Raw genomic sequence first — 17,055 nt, forward strand, 5'->3', positions numbered from 1 at the left:
ACACGAGGAGTTGTCGTCATGCGCGTGGTACAGATCGATGTCCACGGCGGTCCCGAGGTGCTCACCGTGCGGGAGGTGGCCGACCCGGCGCCGGGCGCCGGCGAGGTGCTGGTGCGGACGGTCGCGAGCAGCCTGAACCCGGTGGACTGGAAGACCCGGGCCTGGGACGTGGGCCCCGCCCTGCCCGCGACCCTGGGCTGGGACCTGGCCGGCGTCGTCGTCGCGAGCGACTCGGCGCGGTTCGCGGTCGGCGACCGGGTGATCGCCATGTCCGCGCAGCTGGCCACCGGCCTCGGCACCTGGGCCGAGCTGGTCCGGCTGCCGGAGCGGCTGCTGGCCCATGCCCCCGCGACGCTCACCCTGCCCGAGGCCGCGACGTTGCCGCTCGCCGGGACCACGGCGGTGCAGGCGCTCGCCGCGCTGCGCCTGGAGGACCGCGCCCGCCTGCTGGTGACCGGTGCCGCGGGCGCGGTGGGCGGCCTTTCGGTCCAGCTGGCCCGGCGGGCCGGCGTGACGGTCGACGCACTGGTCTCCCGCCCCGAACACATAGAACACATAAGGGAGTTCGGCGCCTCGGAGGTGACGTGCTCGGCCGCCGAACTGCCCCGCCGGGCGTACGACGCGGTGCTCGACACCGCGGGCGTCGACGTGTCCGCCGCGCTCGCGGACGGCGGCCGGTACGTCTCGATCGCCGACGAGCCGCTGCCGGACGTGCCCGGTGCCGCCAAGAGCTACGTCCAGGAGAGCGGGAAGGACCTCGCGGAACTGGCCGCTCTGGTCGACGCCGGGCGGCTGCGGGTACGGGTGGCCGCGCACTACCCGGTCACCGAGGTGCGCGCGGCGCACGAGCACTTCGAGGCGGGCGGCCTGGCGGGCAAGGTGGTCCTGCTGTTCTGAGCCTGAGCCGGGCGGGCGGCCGGATGGAACCTCTGTGCCGCCCGAGGCGCGCGTGGCAGGATCTCGCGCCATGGAATTCTCCGAGGTGGTCCGCCGTAGGCGCATGGTCCGGCACTATTCCGACAAACCACTGGCCCCCGAGGTGGTCGAGCGCGTCCTCGCCTCCGCGCTGCGCGCTCCCTCGGCCGGCTTCTCGCAGGGCTGGGCCTTCCTCGCCCTGACCGACCCCGCCGACCGTGCTCGCTTCTGGCCGTTCGTCCCCACCCGGGTCGAGAAGACGCCGACCATGCAGGACGCCCCGCTGGTCGTGGTCCCCCTGGCCCACAAGGCGGCCTATCTCGACCGCTACGCCGAACCCGGCAAGGGCTGGGTGGACCGCGACGAGGCCCGCTGGCCCGCGCCGTACTGGTACATCGACACCGGGATGGCCTCCCTGCTGATGCTGCTGACGGCCGTCGACGAGGGCCTGGGCGCCTGCTTCTTCGGCATCATGCCCGAGCATCTCGGGCCGTTCCGCGCCGAGTTCGGCATCCCCGACGAGTACGACCCCATCGGTGCCATCACGGTCGGCTACCGGGCCGACGAACTGCCCCCGCAGAGCCCCGGCATCGAAGAACGCCGACGCGACGCGGCGGAGGTCGTCCACCGGGGGCGGTGGGGACGGCACACCTGAGTGATGCGGGGTCGCCCGCCCCGGGGGCCGTGGCTCCACGTACCCGGGCCGGAGAGGGCGGCCGCGGGGCGCAGGGGCGGTGACGGTTCGGCGCCGCCGGCCGGGGTACCCGCGCCCGCGCCTTATGCGGCGCCGCCCCGCCCCGCGCGCGGGCGATAAACACCGGAATCCGCCACCACGAATGTGAGCGAAGTCGAATTCCATACGCTCGTTCGCGATCCAAAATATGCCGGAATTGAACCGTCACATTCCCTCGGCGATTCCTGTGAAGATCCTTCGAGTCGGTTGTCGATGAGATGCGCGCGGGATGCGCAAATACCAAGTATTTACCTTCACAAAACCCTCCTTTGGGGTGGCCGGAACGCGCCTTGCTGGCCCAACTCTCCATGCATCAAAGTTGGTTCGTCTACGAGCATCAGGAGTCACAAGCGTTGCTTGCCCCGGCCGGCCGACCGCCGACCGGGAACTGGCGGGGGAAACTGATGCGGGTGCACGTCCAGCGTTGACCGGTCGGTTGCGTGGGGTCGTCCGCCGCGCCGAACCGGAACCTGTCTCTTTGCCGCCTGCCTCTTGGTGCCATTGCCCGGTGCCCGAGACAGGGACAGGAGGGGGAAAGCCGATGAGCTCGGTGAGCGCCGCCAAGCCGACATATCCCGGCGTCTACGTCGAAGAGCTTTCCAGCAGCACCCGCACCATCTCGACCCTGACCACGTCGGTGACCGCTTTCGTCGGCCACACCCGGCGCGGTCCGCTCAACGAGCCGGTGCGCGTCACCAGCTTCGCGGAGTTCGAACGCCGCTTCGGCGGCCTCGGCGCGCGCAGCGCGGTCGGCTACGCGGTCCACCAGTTCTTCGGCAACGGCGGCACCGTCGCCGTCGTCGTCCGGGTCACCAAGGCCGGCAGCGGAAAGGCGGCCCGCGTCACCCTGAAGTCCACCGAGGGGCACAGCGACAGCGACGTCCTGGAGGTGCACGCCAAGGAGCCCGGCGTGTGGGGCAACGGCCTGCGCGTGGCCGTCGACCACGACACCCCCTGCCCCGACGACACCTTCAACCTGCGCGTCCACGACGCCCGGGGCGCGGCCCGGGAGAGCTTCACCGGACTGTCCATGGACCCGGCCAGCGACCGCCACGCCCCCACCGTCGTCAACGCCGGCTCCCGGCTGATCCGCGTCGACGCGCTCGGCGAGGGCCGCCCCGACCCGTCCGGCACCGTCTCCAAACCGTTCGGCCACCGGCTGCCCGACCTCGCCGTCGACCTCACCGTCAAGATCGGCGACGTGCAGCGCGAGTTCACCCTCTACGACCCCGACGGCGACGGCGAGGCACCGTGCTCCGTCGCCGAGCTGGCGCTGCTGCTCGAACGCAAGCTGCGCGCCCTGCCCGACGCACCCGGCAAGCACGCCTTCGCCGGCACCGAGGTCACCGCCTTCGGCCGCCGCCTCCAGGTCGTCGCCGGCTCCACCGACCCCGAGGACGTCGTCCGCTTCGTCGGCGAGTGCGCCAACGACCTCGGCCTGGAGGCCTCCGTCAACCCTCCCGTCTTCCCGCTCGCCGGCGGCGAGGACGGCGAGGCACCCGGACCCCGCGACCTGATCGGCTCCGAGACCGCCAAGACCGGCATCCAGGCGCTGCGCCAGGCCGCCGACGTCAACCTCCTCGCGCTGCCCGAACTCGCCGCGTACGAGAAGACCGAGGACGCCGTCACGGTCGTCTCGGCCGCCCAGCGGCTGTGCGAGGAGCGGCGGATCTTCCTGCTCGTCGACGCCCCCTCCACCTGGGTCAGCGTCGACACGGCCCGCGCCGGCGTCGCCGCCTTCGACGCGGTGCGCGGCAACCACGCCGGCCTGTACTTCCCGCACCTCCAGCTGACCGACCCGCTCACCGGACGGCTGCGCGCCTTCCCGCCCTGCGGCGCGGTCGCGGGCGTCATCGCGCGCACCGACGCCGAACGCGGCGTGTGGAAGGCGCCCGCCGGCACCGGGGCCCGGCTCGCCGGCGTGCACTCCCTCACCGTCGACCTGACCGACCGGGAGACCGGACTGCTCAACCCGCTCGGCGTCAACTGCCTGCGCACGTTCCCGCTGACCGGTCCCGCCGTCTGGGGCGCCCGCACCCTGGAGGGCACCGACGCGCTGGACGGCGAGTGGAAGTACGTGCCCGTACGACGGCTCGCCCTGCACGTCGAGGAGAGCCTCCGACGGGGCCTGCAATGGGTGGTGTTCGAGCCCAACGACGAGAACCTGTGGCAGCAGATCAGGCTCGCCGCCTCCTCGTACCTGCACACCCTCTTCCGGCAGGGCGCCTTCAAGGGCGGTACCCCGCGGGAGGCCTACTTCGTCAAGTGCGACAGCGACACCACCACCGACGAGGACATCGCGAACGGCGTCGTGAACGTCCTGGTCGGCATCGCGCCGGTGCGACCCGCCGAGTTCGTGATCGTGCAGATCCAGCAGACGTCCGGCCAGTTCGAGCTGTAGTCCCGCGGGAATCCTGGAGAGCCGAAGGAATCCGATGGCAGAGTTCACCGTCAACGCCCATCGTTTCGACCCCTACAAGAACTTCAAGTTCCTGGTCCTGTGGGACGGCCGTACGGTCGCGGGCATCAGCAAGATCAGCCCGCTCAAGCGCACCACCGAGGTCGTCAAGCACCGCCACGGCGGCGACCCCAGCTCCCCGCGCAAGTCGCCGGGGCGCTCCGAGTTCGAGGGCATCACGCTGGAACGCGGCGTCACCCACGACCCCGAGTTCGACCGCTGGGCCAACAAGGTGTGGCAGGTCGGCGCGGGCCTCGGCGCCGAGGTCTCCCTCGCCGACTTCCGCAAGGACATCGTCATCCAGGTCCTCAACGAGGCCGGCCAGGTCGCCGTCTCGCACAAGCTGTACCGGACCTGGCCCAGCGAGTACCAGGTCCTCGGCGAACTCGACGCCAACGCCAACGCGGTGGCCATCCAGTCGCTGAAGCTCGAATGCGAGGGCTGGGAACGGGACTACGAAGTACCCGAGCCCGAGGAGCCCTCCTTCCTCAACCCGGCCTGAGCGACGCGCGGTGAGGTGAGAGGAAGCGGGGGGAACACATGGCGAACACCGGGGCGGCCGCGCTGCTGGCCACCTGGGAGGCGGGCCTCGCCGAGGCGCCCGCCGGGCGCGCCCTGCTGCTGCACGGCACGGCGCGCCCGGACCTCGACGCCACGGCGCTGCCCGCCGTACCGCTCGGCGAGCGTGAGGGCGACCTGCTCGCCCTGCGCCGCGCCCTGTTCGGGGAGCGGATGCAGGTGCGGCTGGACTGCCACGCGTGCGGCGCGGACATGGAGTTCGAACTGGACGCCGGGGAGTTCGCCCGGTCCCTCCACCGGCCCGCACGACACGTCGTGCGGCTGACGGAGGACGGCTGGGACATCGCCTTCCGGCTGCCCGCCGCGGCCGACCTCACGGCCGCGGCCCACGCCACCGACCCGCGCGCCGCGCTGCTCGCCCGCTGCCTGGTCTCGGCGACCCACGACGGGACGCCCCGCGCCGCCGGCGCCCTCCCGGCGCCGGTACAGCGGCGGATCGCCGAGGCCGCGCAGGCCGCCGACCCCGGCGCCGACGTGACGCTCCACGTCGGCTGCCCCGAGTGCGGCACCGCCACCCGCGCCGAGCTGGACATCGCCTCCTACCTGTGGACCGAACTCGACGCCTGGGCCCGGGACACGCTCCTCGACGTCCATCTGCTCGCCACCGCCTACGGCTGGAGCGAGCCGGAGATCCTGGCGCTCAGCCCGCTGCGCCGCCGCTACTACCTGGAGCTGTGTGCGGATGTCTGACTCCTGTGTGACCGGCCCCTCCCGGGCCCCCGACTTCCTCGACCGGCTGATCGCCCGGCACACCGCCACCACACCGGACGGGGTCCGGGTACGGCCGCGGCTGCCCGGACCGTTCGAGCGCGTCGAGGCGGTCAGGGCGCGCGGTGCGGAGCCGGACACCGACGAGACCGTGGCCCGGCCGCCCGCCGCCCGCACGTCCGCCGCCGACCGGGACGACCCGCGGCGGCCCGCCACCGAGGTCCACCACCACACGTCGCGCGAGCGGACCGTCGTCCGCACCGCACCGCCCTCCGCCGAGGCGGAACCGGCGAGGACCGCCCCGCCCGCTCTGCCCGAGGCACAACTGCTGCGCCCCGCCGCGCCGTTGTCGGCCGCGCCGCCCCCGGCGCCCCGCGGCTCCGCACGCGGTACCGGGCGACCGGACCCGAGCACGGGTGCCGACCGTGCCGCGGCGTCCGCCCCCACCTCCCTGGGGACGGGCGCCGCCTCCGCCGCCGTCGCGCCCGCGGCGGCGCGCCCCAGCGCCGCGGACACGACGGCGGCCCGGACCGCCGCAGCGCAGTCCGCCGGGCGCCGCGCCGGCCGGGCGCCCGAGCAGGTGGTCCAGGTGCGGATCGGCCGGCTCGAAGTGACGGCCGCCCAGCCGCCCGCACCGGGGACACGGCAGGGCGCCCGCCCCGCCGAGCGCGCGGGGACGACCCTCAGCCTCGCGGACTACCTGGCACGGGGGCGCGAGTGAGCCGCACGACGACGCGGGGGACGGGGAACTGACGCCATGAGCAACGCACTCGCCATCGCCCACGTCAGCCAGGCCCTCGCCCTGCTGATCGAATCCCATCTCCAGCCGGAGATCGACATGGCGGTGAAGGTGGAGCCGCGCAAGCCGCCCGCCGAACCGCCCGCCGAACCCACCATCTCCGTCTTCCTCTACCAGGTGACCCCGAACTCCTCGCGGCGCAACGACGACCTGCCCACCCGCGCCCCCGACGGCACGCTGGTGCGCCGGGCGAGCGCGGCGCTCGACCTCAACTACGTGATCAGCGCGTACGGCGACGAGACCGAACTGGTCGGGCAGCGCCTGCTCGGCTCGGTCGTGCGCACCCTGCACGAGATCCCGGTCCTGCCCAAGGACGTCATCGAACTCGCGGGTGATAAACCCTACTTGGCGGGCAGCGACCTCGCCGAGTCGGCCCAGCGGGTGCGGTTCACGCCGAACGTGATGGACATCGACGAGACGTCGAAGCTGTGGGGGATGCTCTACCAGACCCCCTACGCCCTCTCCGTCGTCTACCAGGCCTCTCTGATCCTCATCGACGGCCGCCGGGCGCCGGCACCGGCCAGGCCGGTCGAGCGGCCGGAGGTACGGGTGCTGCCGTTCGGCGCGCCGGGCGCACCGGTCCCCCCGGGGCCGGGGACGGACGGGGCCCCTGGGCGGAACCGGGCCGGAGCGGCGGACCCCGCGTCGGCGCAGGAGACCAAGGCCCCTGCGAAAACCGCTGCCAAGGGTCCCGCGAAGGCCCCCGCCAAGGCCCCCGCGAAAGCCCTCGCCAAGGCACCGGCGCGCGCCCGCAAGAGCACGGCCCGGGCGGCCAAGGCGGCGCAGCCTCCCGCACGCGGGACGAGCCGCGACGCGGACGGCACCGAGCACACCGACGACAACTGACACGCCGGCGGGCGACACGACGGGGGTGAATACATGGAGAAGGACGAGCAGCCGGGGACCGGAGGCGACGACTCCGCGCTGACCGCCGGGATCCGGCGCGTCCTCGCCCGCGTCGACGCGCACGCCGCCCGCACCGGCCAGGGCCGGCCCACCGCGGAGCGGAACGGCCCCACCACCACCCTCACCCCCGCGCCCGCCCGCACCACCCCGCTCGACGCCCTCGTCGCCCTCTTCGGACTCACCCCCTTCGAACGCGACCTCGTCCTGCTCACCGCCGCCGACGAACTCGACCCCAGCACGGCCGCCCGGTGCGCCGCGGCCGCGGGCGACCCCGGGCGCGCGTACCCCACCTTCTCCCTCGCCCTGGCCGCCCTCGGCGAACCGCACTGGAGCGCCCTCACCCCCGTGGCCCCGCTGCGCCGCTGGCGGATCGTGGAACTGGAGGACGAGACCCGGCTGACCCTCACCCGGCTCCGGCTGGACGAGCGTGTCCTGCACTTCCTGCTCGACTCGCCCTACCTCGACGCCCGGCTGCACGGCCGCCTCCGCCGCACCACCATCCCAGCGGGCACGCTCCCGCCCTCGTACGACCTGGCCGCGAGCCGGCTCGCCGAGGGCTGGCGGGAGGACGGCCGGGGCCCCGGCGCGCCACCCGTGGTCGAGGTGACCGGCGGCGACCGGCACAGCCGCGCCGAGCTCGCGGCCACCGCGGCCGCCCGCTGCGGACTGGGGCTGTACACCATGAACGCCGAGGACCTGCCGGCCGACCCCGCCGAGCGCGACCGCCTGGCCCGGCTGTGGCAGCGGGAGGCGATCCTGCTGCCCGCCGCGCTGCTGGTGGAGGCCGGCGACCTCGACCGTGACCAGCACGCCGCCACCGAGGCGTTCCTCGCCGGGGCCGCCGTCCCCGTCGTCGTCTCCAGCGAGGACCCGCTGCCCACCGGCCGCCCGCACGGCACCCGGGTGGCTGTACCGCGCCTGGACGACGACGAACAACTGGCCCTGTGGGCCGACGCGTTCGCGGACGTCGCCGATCTCACCGACGCGGAACTGCGCTCCCTGGTGGCCCAGTTCCAGCTGCCGCCGCACGTCGTCCGCTCCGCCGCGGCCGCCGTGGGCCGCCGGCTGCCCCACGAGGAGGAGACGGACGCCGCCGAACTCGCCTGGCGGGCCGGGCTGGAGGAGGCCCGCGTCGGCATGGACGAACTGGGCCGCCGGATAGAACCCCGGGCGGGCTGGCACGACCTCGTGCTGCACGACCGGCAGACCGCCGTGCTCCGCGAGATCGTCGCGCATGTGCGGCAGCGGCCGACCGTCCACCAGGAGTGGGGATTCGCCGCGACCCTGCGCCGGGGGCTCGGCGTCACCGCGCTGTTCGCCGGCGGCTCCGGCACGGGCAAGACCCTCGCCGCCGAGGTGATGGCCGAGGAACTCGGCCTGGACCTGTTCGTCGTGGACCTCTCCCAGGTGGTCAGCAAGTACATCGGCGAGACCGAGAAGAACCTGCGCCGCGTCTTCGACGCCGCCGAACGCGGCGGCGCGCTCCTGCTGTTCGACGAGGCGGACGCCCTGTTCGGCAAGCGCAGCGAGGTCAAGGACAGCCACGACCGGTACGCCAACCTGGAGGTCAGCTACCTGCTGATGCGGATGGAGGCATACCGGGGCCTCGCCATCCTCACCACCAACATGAAGCAGGCCCTCGACACGGCCTTCCTTCGCCGCATCCGCTTCGTGGTCGACTTCCCCTTCCCGGCCGAGCACGAACGCGCCGAGATCTGGCGCCGGGTGCTGCCACCGCAGGCCCCGCTCAAGGACATCGACCCGGACCTGCTGGCCCGGCTCACCGTCGCCGGCGGCTCCATCCGCAACATCGCCCTGTCCGGGGCGTTCCTCGCCGCCGAGGAGGGCGACCGGCTGCAGATGCGGCACATGCTCGCCGCCGCCCGCACCGAGTACCTCAAGCTGGAGCGCTCACTGACCCCCGCGGAGGTGCGCGGATGGGTGTGAACAGGCGGCCGTCGGCGATCCGTGTGGAGATCGGCGAACTGGTCCTCGACGGCTTCCACGCCGACCCGGCCCGCGTCTCGGCCGCGTTCGAACGCGAACTCGCCCGTCTGGTACGGCAGCACGGCGTGCCGCTGGCGGAGAACGGCGCCCTGACCCTGGCAGCGCTCACCGGCCTGCCGCCGCTGGGTGCCGGACTGTCGGCCCGCCGCCTCGGCCAGGAACTGGCCCGCGCGGTCCACGAAGGGCTCAGCGGACACGGGGAGGTGACGCCATGACCGCCAGGGCCCAGGACGCGGCCGACCGGCAGACGGCCGAACAGCGCCGCCGCAAGCGCAGGGAACGCGCCGCCGCCTCCCGTACCCCCGAACCGAAGAACATCGTCAGCGGCGCCGGACAGCCCCTCGACCCGGGCGTCCGCCGCGAGTTGGAGGACCGGCTCGGCCACGACCTGAGCCGCGTCCGCCTGCACACCGACCGCGACGCCGACCGCCTCACCGAACTGCTCGGCGCCGACGCCGTGGCCGTCGGCCAGGACATCCTCTTCCGCTCGGGCGCCTTCCGGCCCGGCACCGACGAGGGCCGCCGCCTCCTCGCCCACGAACTGCTGCACACCGTCCAGAACCCGCACGGCCTCGGCACCCTGCGGGCGGGCCGCGAACCGGGCGCGGTCAGCCTCCCCCAGCAAGCCATCGAACGCGAGGCCGAGTCGGCCGCCCAGGATCTGGTCCGCCCCTCGACCGACGCACCCGCGCCCGAGGTGACGGAGAACCGGTCCACGCCGGGGTGGCTGCGGTACGCGACGGTGGACGCGGACCGGATGCGTGCCGAAGCCGTCGACCCGGCGACCCTCGTGGACCGGATCGCGGGCGATGTGCTGCGCAGCCTGCGCGGAGACCCGGCCGACGCCTCCGGCCGCGTGCGGCTCCAGCTTGCCCGCCTCTCCGACGAGTTGGAGGAATCGGTCGTCGGGCGGTTGGAGAACCGGCTCCTCACTCCCGAGTACGACCGGCTCCTGGAGATCGCCGACGAGGCGCGCCCCGGTCCCGTGGAACTTCAGCCCGCCGACGTCCCGTTGCCGGAGCACGACCTCTTCGAGGCGCTCGGTGTCGAACGCACCGAGTGGAAGAAGAGAAAGGAGTCCGACCGGACCTCCGCCGACCAGCGGACAGCAGACGCACACGAGGAGCAACGGGACACCAAGGCGCGCGACACCAAGAGCAGCGGTGACCGCAGCCGGGCCCGCGCGGACGCCGCCACCGAGTCGCAGGACGCCGCCCGGCGCACGGAGCAGGAGGACGCGCGCGACGCCTCCCGGCAGCGGGCCAGGGAAGAGGAACGGCAGAGGGACGAGCAGGCGGCCACCGACCGGGGCAACACGGACCGGGCCGCCGACGAACGCGCCCGGGGGCAACAGGAGAGTCTCGAACGGACGACCGAGGACCGCAAGGAGCAGCGCGAGCGCGAGGAGGCCGACCCCCGGCAGGCCACCGCGCCCGGAGCCGGCAAACGGGAGCGCCGGGACGAGCAGACACAGCCGGCCCCGGGTACGACGCACGAGGAGCCGGATCCCCGGCAGAAGGCCCAGCCAGGCCCCGTACGCCCGGAAAAGGTCGACGAACGGGGCGAGCGTCGCGACTTCGCACTGTCCGAGCACGGACTTGACGAGAAGGACGAGGACGGTGGCGCCGAGCCCGAGCCCCGCGAGGAGGAACGGCCGCTCGGCCTCGAAGCAGGTGCCGACCAGGACGCCCTGCGCGGTGAGGACGAGGGGGCCGCGGCACCGGACGAGCGGGACGAGCCCGCGCTCACCCCGGAGGACCACCTGCCCGAGGCGGACCTCGACCTGTCCGCCGTGCCCACCGCGGACAAGATCGAGCCGGGGGCGGCCGTACCGGCGGCGCCCGCCTTCCCCGCTCCGCCGCCGACGAAGGCGGAGAAGACCGAGCAGGAACGGGAGCGGAACGCCCAGGAACAGGACGAGGACGACGCCGCCCCCGAGCCCAAGGCCCCGGGACAGGACGAGGGGCCCGTCGAGGGTGAGGCCGCCCAACCCGAGAACGGGCCTGTGGCTCAGGCCCAGGACCGGGGCACCAAGGACCTCCAGGAGACCGACGAACCGCTCGACCAGGAGGTCGGCCCCGACCTCGCGACCCAGGACAAGGACCAACCGGAGCCGGAGACCGAGAAGCCCGGCCCGGTACAGCAGCAGGAGAACGAGCAGCACAAGGACGCGGACGGTTCCGGTGCCGACGGAACGGACGCCGACGGCGAGCGGTCGGACGCCAAAGACGGACCGGAGGACGAGGACCGGCGGGCAGGGGGCACGGTCAGCGGGTCCCGCTCGGCCGCCAGGCTTCCGGCGGCCGGAGGATTCGCGTCGGTCACGGCGGGTCCCGTTGCGGCCGTCGTCTCCCGTCCGGCCGGCGCCCAGACTCCAAGGACACCGGTCGAGGACCGTGATCCCTCGCCCACCACCCGCCGCGACGCCGAGCCGCCCCGCTCCGAGCGTGAGGCGCCCCGGGCCAAGAGCCGGGTGCCCAAGGAGACCGGTCCCGGCGCGGCACCGCGCGGACCCGTCGGCGCCTCGGAGAAGACCGGCCCGGCGGTCGGCGCGGGCCCCGGTGCGGCACCTTCCGTCGCACAGGCGGCCGTGAGCCCGGCCGCCGAGCAGACCGACGGGCCCGGTCAGAGCACGGCGACGGATGCTCCCAGGCCCGAGGCCTCGCTGGAGAAGGACGGCGGCGGCTGCGCACCGCCCGCACCCGCACCCGAGAAGGACGAAGACACACGGGGCAGCTGCGGAGGGGGCGGAGAGGTCGCGCCCGAAGAGAAGCAGGAGGAGCCTCCGGACGTTTCGGGGCAGGACCCCAAGACCGCCGTGCAGACGGTCGGCAAGCTGGCGCCGGACCAGGCGGCCGCTGCGATGCCGGGAGTCGACAAGGCCGCCGACAAGAAGATCGCCGACGAGCAGAAGCGCCTCGACGCGGCCCCGCCGACACGTGAACGTCCCTCGGGAGCGCCGCAGACGCGTTCCGCGCCGCCCGCGGCCGCGCCGGCGGCCCCGCAGGTCACCGGCAAGGTGGAGCGGATCGGCCCCGAGGGCCAGGACGACAGACAGAAGGCCAAGGGCGGCCAGAAGGCCGAGGGCAGGCAACCCGCCGCGAACGTTGCTCCTCCGCCGCCACCGGCAGCCCCCGACAAGGGGCTCACCGAGGCCGAGGCCAAGCACGTCGAGGCGACGGCCGACTCGATCCCGACGACCGATCCCGCGCTGGAGAACAAGACCGTCGGCCCGGCACCGAAGATCCGGTTGGAGGGCGCCGGCGATCCGACCCGCACGGACGACCAGGCGAAGGCGCTCAAGGAGAAGCAGTCCGACCTGCAGACGACGGGCCGCCAGGACGCGGCCCTGCCCATGGGCGAGGACCAGATCTTCCCCAACGCTCCCAAAGAGCGGCTCACCGGCAAGGCGTCGGGCGGTTCCGGGGGCGGCAAGGGTGCCGCGCTGGAGGCGGCGCCGGCGCCCAAGGCGGGTGTCGGCGCCGTGGCCAAGCAGGAGAAGGGACGCGAGATCACCGGTGCCGCGGACAGGGCACGGGCCGATCTCGATGCCAAGGACGAGGCGCACCAGCAGAGCCAACAGAAGGCCAAGCAGGACAAGCAGGCCGAGATCGACCGCGAGGTCGAGCGCAATACCGCGCAGCAGACCGCCGAGCGCGGCAAGGTCGCGGAGGACACGCACAAGCAGCGTGAGGACTGGCGGGCCGAGCAGGACAAGAAGATCGAGGACGCGGACAAGCGGTCCGGCGACGAGCACGACAAGAAGAACAAGGAGATCGTCAAGGCGCGCGACGACAAGGACAAGGAGATCGGCGCGCGCAAGGACAAGGACAACGCGCAGATCGACACCGAGCGCGAGAAGGCCGAGAAGGACGCCAAGAAGAAGAAGGAAGAGAAGAAGCCCTCCGGAGGCCTGCTCGGATGGGTCGCCAGCAAGGTCGCCGACTTCTTCAAGGGGCTGCTCGCCGCGGTCACCGCCATCTTCGACGCCGCCCGCAAAGCGGTCAACGGGATCATCGACAGGTTCAAGGAGTGGGCCGACCAGGCCATCGACTTCGTCCGCGACCTGGCCGTCAAGGCGATCAACGCGCTGGCGGACGTCCTGATCGCGATCGGGGACACGCTCCTCGCGGCCTTCCCCGCACTCCGCGACCGTTTCCGCAAGGCGATCGAGGGGCTCCGGGACGCGGCGGTCGAGACGGTCAACCGGCTGGCGGACGGCCTGAAGAAGGCGGTCAATGCTCTCCTGGACGACCTGGCCGCCGGTCTCAACAAGCTGCTCGACGTCCTGGAGGCGGGCGTCAAGGCGGTCATCAAGGCCTACCAGTCCGTCATCGTCGGCGCGATCAAGTTCGCGCAGGCGGCCATCGCGGCGCTCGGCAAGTTCGCGGCACTGGTCGCCGACATCGCGCCGGACCCGGGCGGCTGGATCTCGAAGGCCGCGAGTTCCGCGAAGACGGGCATCACCGACCACCTCTGGGGCGCCATCAAGGTGGCGGTCAAACAGTGGTTCGACACCAAGGTCGAGGGCATCCTGGGGCTCGGCAAGGCGGTCATCGACGTTCTGGTCAAGGGCTGCGTGTCGATCAAGCAGATCGGCAGGATGGCGTGGGACGCGGTCATCGCCTCCCTGCCGATGATGATCGCGTCGCTCGTCATCGAGAAGGTCGTCTCGATGCTCGTTCCCGCCGCCGGGGCGATCCTGACGATCATCCAGGGCCTGATGTCGGCCTGGCAGACGGTCAGTTCGATCCTGTCGGCGTTCAGCAAGTTCTGGGCCTATCTGAAAGCCGTGAAGGCGGGCCCGGCGGCGTGCCTCTTCGCGGAGGCGGTCGCCGCGGGTGTCGTCGCCCTGCTCGACTTCGTCACCAACTTCCTCCTCCAACGCCTGTCTTCGGCGACGAAGGGCGTAGGCAAGCGGCTCAAGGCCATGGCCCAGAAGATCATGGACGGGCTGAAGAAGGTCGGCGGCGGAGCGAAGAAGGCGGCGGGCGCCGCGGTCAACTCCGCCCGGGGTGCCCTGCGCAAGGCTCGGCAAGCGCTGTCCCGCCCCGGCACCGAACGCAAGCCGAGGGGCAAGCCGTCGCCCGGACCGAAGTCGCCGGTGAAGCCGAAGGACCACGCGACCCCGAAGGGGCCGGCGAAGAAGCCGGACACGGCGCAGACCAAGCCGAAGGAACCCGAGCCGAAGGCGAAGGACACGGAGACGGGGGCCGGGAAGGACGGCACGCCGGACCGGGAGCCGTCGAGGTCCGCAAGCCACGACAAGGGCCGCTCACCGGAGCAGGACCGAGCACCGGACGAGAGGAAAACGGGCTCCAAGGACAAGGACCCGCAGTCGGCCCCGAAGAAGAAGCAGAAGGAGATCGAGGGCCCCAAGCCGACCAGGCCCAAGAAGCCCAAGTCCCCGGTGCGCAGGGTTCTCTCGAAGGCCAAGGGCGCGGTCAAGTCGGCTCTGAAGAAGGTCGGCAACGCGGCCAAGACCCTGGGCCGAAAGCTGAAGAAGTCCAAGGTCGGCAAGGCGCTCAGGAACGGTGCGTCCAAGCTCCGTAACTTCTTCAAGAAGAAGAAGGACCAACTGCGGGATCACAAGAAGCGGCAGCACGAGCAGAAGAGGCGGAAGCAGGACCAGCGGAAGAAGGACGAGAAGTCGAAGGAGTCGAAGGAGGCGCGGCTCGACAAGATCGTGGCGCGGGTACGGCCGCTGCTCGAGCGCGTCATGAAGCCGGGTGTGCCCCGCCCGATCATGAATGCGACGCTGGCGGGGCTTCGCTTGTGGTACAGGCTCACCGAGCTGTTCCTCGAGGGCACCGACCATGGCTACGTCACGGCTTTCCTCAACCCACGCAAGCGTGCCCTTCCCTACCACACCTGGGACTCTCTCACTGAACCGCCGCACGTCACCCGCGCGCGTGCCGCGGCACGTGTGAAAGAGACACAGGATGCCGAGCGCAATCGGGACAGGCAGCGGCAGGCGGCTCGGGCCGGACAACCGGATGCGGCGCAGAGGTCCTCCTCCGCGGCGGCCCGGCCCACCTCGCTCTCCCCGGAGCTTGCCCGGATCATCGCGGCGCCGCGTCCGACCAAGAGCGGAGGCCGGCGTAGCGGCCGCGCCGCGATCGGCGACGTGACCAAGGGTGAAAGCCTGACTTTCAAGGAGGGCACGAAGCGCGCAGTAACGGACGACAAGCTGACGCCCGATCACATTCCTTCAGGCGCCGCCGTGGTTCTGGCAGCCCAGCGGAAATTTGTCGCCGAGCAGGAAGCCGCCCAGGGCAGGAGATTTTCCGACAAGGAGATCGAGGACCTGTTGGTGCTTCATGAATACATCACGATCAATGACAAGGGGGGTTTTGATCGGGGGGCCAAGTCGAAGCAGATCTACAACGATGCTCAGACGCTCGTGGTGGAGGAAGAGGAGCACGAATTCGAAAAGGGTGATCGTGTTGGCGGCTCCCGCACCTTCAAGTCCAGGAACAGTGCGAAGAGGGTCGTCCTTGACTCGAAGGATCTGACTATGGCCGTCGAGGATGACTATCGACACTACCTGACCAGCTGGAACGCCGATGGGAAGTTGGTCAAAAGCCAGGTTTACGACATGATCTGGCATTACAAGCGACTTGCCGACCGGGACGACAGTGAGACCGGTACAGGCGTGCACTATTCTCGTGATATCGACAACTTGCTGCTGTACTACTGGGAGAAGGCGAAGAATGACACCGATTGAACGCGTTGAAGAGATCGCCTTCGATCCGAGTCTCACTGTCGCTGACCGATCGCAATCCATCATCCAATATTTTTCCGCACAGGGCGGTCAGGGGCCGGATCGTGCCGTTGACTGCCTCCTGGAGACAATCGACGAGGCAGTGGCCGAGTATGTCGCGGAATACCTTGAACTCGTGCCCGACGTGGCGGAAGGGAAGATCCGGGCGGCCGAGCGACTGCGCGGTGCGGGTCCGGTCGTACGGGCTGCCGGCCGGCTTGTCCCGTGGCTTCCCGAGTCCCTGACGGCCGCGTTCGTCGAGGACTACCTCGCAGCGCCCGATCCGGAATCCCCTCTCTCCTCTGTCATTTTCAACATCGGCGTCTACCACCCGGACCGGCTCCGTCCCTATGAGGAACGGCTTGATACCCCGCTGCACCGGTCCAGCCTGCTGTCCGGCGCCCCGGACTCGGTCGCCGACTCCCTTCTGCGTGAATGGCGAGAGAGTCGCGAGATGGGCAGCCTGGTCGCTCTCGCACTCATCAGAACGCCCCATGCCGCCGACCTGATCACTTCGGTACGCGACGAGGTCGACACTCCCGAGCAATGGGAGGTGCTGATGCCACTCGCAGGCCGCCTCCCCGACACCGGCAACCCGGCCGGGTTCCACCCCGCCTTTATGGGATTCGTCACCGACCAGGGCAAGAGCCCTCATGTCATGGGCGGACGGTACGAGCAGGACGTTCCTCTGTGCGCACGGTGTGGTATGCCTGCGGACAGGGTGCTGACCCTCTCCAGCCGTGAGCTGCCGTACGAACTCGGCGCCGACCCGTCGTTCTTCTGGTTCTCCTGCGATTGCGACGAAGTGGACATTCTGTATGTGCAGTTCGCAGAGGACGGCACACATGCCTTTTATCAGCCACAGGGGCCCAGTGCCGAGAAGTCACGTGTGGTTCCCGGTGAAAGGGCCATGGTATTGGAAACGCACCCCAACCAGACAGGTGTGAGTCGACCCGCGGTTACCGGTAGGGCTCGACACCAGGTAGGCGGACTCCCGCGCTGGCCTTCGCCGGAAACCCACGCCCTCTGTCCCGGATGCGGGAATTTCATGCCGTTCCTGGTCGCCGTGGACAGCGGCCCCACTCCTTTCGGCCCCCTTGGCTTCGAAGGCTCACTCTTCGGCTTCTGGTGCGATCGCTGTTCGATTTCTGCCACCCGTTCGCAGCCTTGAGCACCTGAAAGGAGGG

The 17,055-nt window shown here is 71.6% G+C and carries 11 protein-coding genes; all 11 read left to right on the forward strand.

Features of this window, described 5'->3' with window-relative positions:
- Positions 1-18: 18 nt before the first annotated feature.
- On the forward strand, positions 19-897 hold the full coding sequence (locus HZZ00_RS16045; RefSeq protein ID WP_180332817.1) for an NADP-dependent oxidoreductase: 879 nt from the start codon (positions 19-21) through the stop codon (positions 895-897).
- A gap of 70 nt (positions 898-967) precedes the next feature.
- Positions 968-1,570, forward strand: coding sequence for a nitroreductase family protein (locus HZZ00_RS16050; RefSeq protein WP_180332818.1), 603 nt, complete (start codon positions 968-970; stop codon positions 1,568-1,570).
- 619 nt (positions 1,571-2,189) lie between these two features.
- Complete coding sequence (locus tag HZZ00_RS16055) at positions 2,190-4,049, forward strand: phage tail sheath subtilisin-like domain-containing protein (protein ID WP_180332819.1); 1,860 nt, start codon at positions 2,190-2,192, stop codon at positions 4,047-4,049.
- A gap of 34 nt (positions 4,050-4,083) precedes the next feature.
- The gene (locus tag HZZ00_RS16060) at positions 4,084-4,608 is read left to right on the forward strand and encodes a phage tail protein (protein ID WP_121894385.1); all 525 of its coding nucleotides are present in this window, start codon (positions 4,084-4,086) and stop codon (positions 4,606-4,608) included.
- Positions 4,609-4,646: 38 nt separating this feature from the next.
- Positions 4,647-5,375, forward strand: a complete 729-nt coding sequence (locus tag HZZ00_RS16065) for a hypothetical protein (protein ID WP_180332820.1) — start codon at positions 4,647-4,649, stop codon at positions 5,373-5,375.
- Positions 5,368-6,114 (forward strand): hypothetical protein, encoded by a 747-nt coding sequence (locus tag HZZ00_RS16070; RefSeq protein WP_180332821.1) that lies wholly within the window; start codon positions 5,368-5,370, stop codon positions 6,112-6,114. The genes HZZ00_RS16065 and HZZ00_RS16070 overlap by 8 nt, the downstream gene beginning before the upstream one ends.
- A 36-nt stretch (positions 6,115-6,150) precedes the next feature.
- The gene (locus tag HZZ00_RS16075; RefSeq protein WP_180332822.1) at positions 6,151-7,038 is read left to right on the forward strand and encodes a DUF4255 domain-containing protein; all 888 of its coding nucleotides are present in this window, start codon (positions 6,151-6,153) and stop codon (positions 7,036-7,038) included.
- 33 nt (positions 7,039-7,071) lie between these two features.
- Entirely contained in the window at positions 7,072-9,045 is a 1,974-nt protein-coding gene (locus HZZ00_RS16080) for an ATP-binding protein (RefSeq protein ID WP_180332823.1), read from the forward strand.
- Entirely contained in the window at positions 9,036-9,320 is a 285-nt protein-coding gene (locus tag HZZ00_RS16085) for a hypothetical protein (protein ID WP_180332824.1), read from the forward strand. Before HZZ00_RS16080 ends, HZZ00_RS16085 begins: the two co-directional genes overlap by 10 nt.
- The gene (locus HZZ00_RS16090; RefSeq protein ID WP_180332825.1) at positions 9,317-15,832 is read left to right on the forward strand and encodes a DUF4157 domain-containing protein; all 6,516 of its coding nucleotides are present in this window, start codon (positions 9,317-9,319) and stop codon (positions 15,830-15,832) included. The genes HZZ00_RS16085 and HZZ00_RS16090 overlap by 4 nt, the downstream gene beginning before the upstream one ends.
- On the forward strand, positions 15,819-17,039 hold the full coding sequence (locus HZZ00_RS16095; protein WP_180332826.1) for a hypothetical protein: 1,221 nt from the start codon (positions 15,819-15,821) through the stop codon (positions 17,037-17,039). Before HZZ00_RS16090 ends, HZZ00_RS16095 begins: the two co-directional genes overlap by 14 nt.
- Positions 17,040-17,055: the final 16 nt, after the last annotated feature.

The sequence above is a fragment of the Streptomyces sp. NEAU-sy36 genome (assembly GCF_013423905.1).
GTDB lineage: Bacteria > Actinomycetota > Actinomycetes > Streptomycetales > Streptomycetaceae > Streptomyces > Streptomyces misionensis.